This is a genomic window from Micromonospora sp. NPDC047465 (genome assembly GCF_040643125.1).
Classification (GTDB): domain Bacteria; phylum Actinomycetota; class Actinomycetes; order Mycobacteriales; family Micromonosporaceae; genus Micromonospora.
This window is the reverse complement of the sequence record NZ_JBEYTP010000128.1, coordinates 1-1,332: the sequence shown is the minus strand read 5'-3', so window position 1 is coordinate 1,332 and position 1,332 is coordinate 1. Positions and strand designations below refer to the sequence as shown.

Sequence of the window (1,332 nt, the reverse complement as noted above, 5' to 3'; positions counted from 1 at the left end):
TGAGGTTCCCCCGGTAACGCGGAGGGCTGGTTAGCAGGTTAGGGCCTGCTCATGGGTGGTGTTCACGGGGTTCGGTGGATCGATGTTCTTTGCGTACCAGGCGGCCTCGTACTCGTCTGGGGACAGCCAGCCGAGGTCTTTCTGGATGCGTTCGCGGTTGTACCAGCCGTCGATGTAGGTGAAGATCGCGTTCTCCGCCTCGTCGCGGGTGCGCCACGAGCATCGGTAGACCAGTTCGATCTTCAGAGTGGAGAAGAAGTTCTCCATCAGGGCATTGTCGTAGGAGTCGCCGACGGACCCCATCGAGGGCAGGATGCCATTGTCTGCCAGGCGTTCGGAGAACTTGATCGCGGTGTAGGTCGATCCGCGATCCGAGTGGTGGATCAACTGCCCGTCGCGCACGTCACGTGACCAGATCCCGTACTCGAGGGCGCCCAGGACGAGGTCGGTGTGGCACCGGTCGGAGGTCTTCCAGCCCACGATTCGGTTGGAGAACGCGTCACGCACCGCGGCCAGCCACAACACCCCGTCACCTGTGACGATCCGGGTGGCGTCGGCCACCCACAGCCGGTTCGGGGCGTCGGTGGTGAAGTTTCGGTTGACCAGGTCCGGCGCCGGATCGGCTTTCGGGTTCTGCTTCGTGGACCCGCCCCGCCAGCCCTTGCGCAGGAACGCGCCGTGCAGGTCGTGTTCACGCATCAGCCGCTCGACGCGCTTGCGGCCGACGCGGATGCCCCGGCGGGCGAGGGTGGCGTGCACGCGCGGGCTGCCGTAGGTCTGCCCGGACCGGTCGTGGATGTCGACGATCTCTGACAGCAGACCGCGGTCTTCGACCTCCCGCGGCCCAGGAGCAGCGTCTCGGGCCAGCCAGCCGTAGTAGGTCGACGCCGCGATGTTCAGGACCCGGAGAATGGGCTCGACCCCGAAGCGGCCCTTCAGCTCGTTGACGAGCGTCATGACCGTCGCCGGGTCGGGTCGAGTTCCGATGCGAAAAAAGCCGAGGCGGCTTTCAGGATCTCGTTGGCTCTGCGCAGTTCGGCGTTCTCCTTGCGCAGCCGGCGCAGTTCGGCGGCCTCGTCGGTGGTGGGCCGGTCGAAGCGCTCACCGTGATCAGCCTCGTCCTGGCGGATCCAGTTGCGCAACGCTTCGGGATGCACACCGAGTTGCTCGGCCAGACGCTTGATCACCGGCTTGGGGTCGGACTCCCGGTAGAGCCGCACCGCACGCTGGCGCAGCTCGTCCGGGTACTTACGAGGGGCGGGCACAGAGAACCTCCTGGTCAGGGCCTATAAGACCACGATCGAAAGTCTCCGAGCTACCGGGGGAACCTCA

The 1,332-nt window shown here is 65.8% G+C and carries 2 protein-coding genes; both read right to left on the bottom strand.

Annotated features, from left to right (window positions below; translation table 11 throughout):
* Positions 1-30 precede the first annotated feature (30 nt).
* Entirely contained in the window at positions 31-957 is a 927-nt protein-coding gene (locus tag ABZ793_RS34680) for an IS3 family transposase (protein WP_357465227.1), read from the bottom strand.
* On the bottom strand, positions 954-1,265 hold the full coding sequence (locus ABZ793_RS34675) for a transposase (protein ID WP_357465225.1): 312 nt from the start codon (positions 1,263-1,265) through the stop codon (positions 954-956). Before ABZ793_RS34675 ends, ABZ793_RS34680 begins: the two co-directional genes overlap by 4 nt.
* Positions 1,266-1,332 lie beyond the last annotated feature (67 nt).

Bases quoted from the DNA above. Each gene is read 5' to 3' on its own strand.
- ABZ793_RS34680 (WP_357465227.1), bottom strand. From the start codon at position 957: ATGACGCTCGTCAACGAGCTGAAGGGCCGCTTCGGGGTCGAGCCCATT.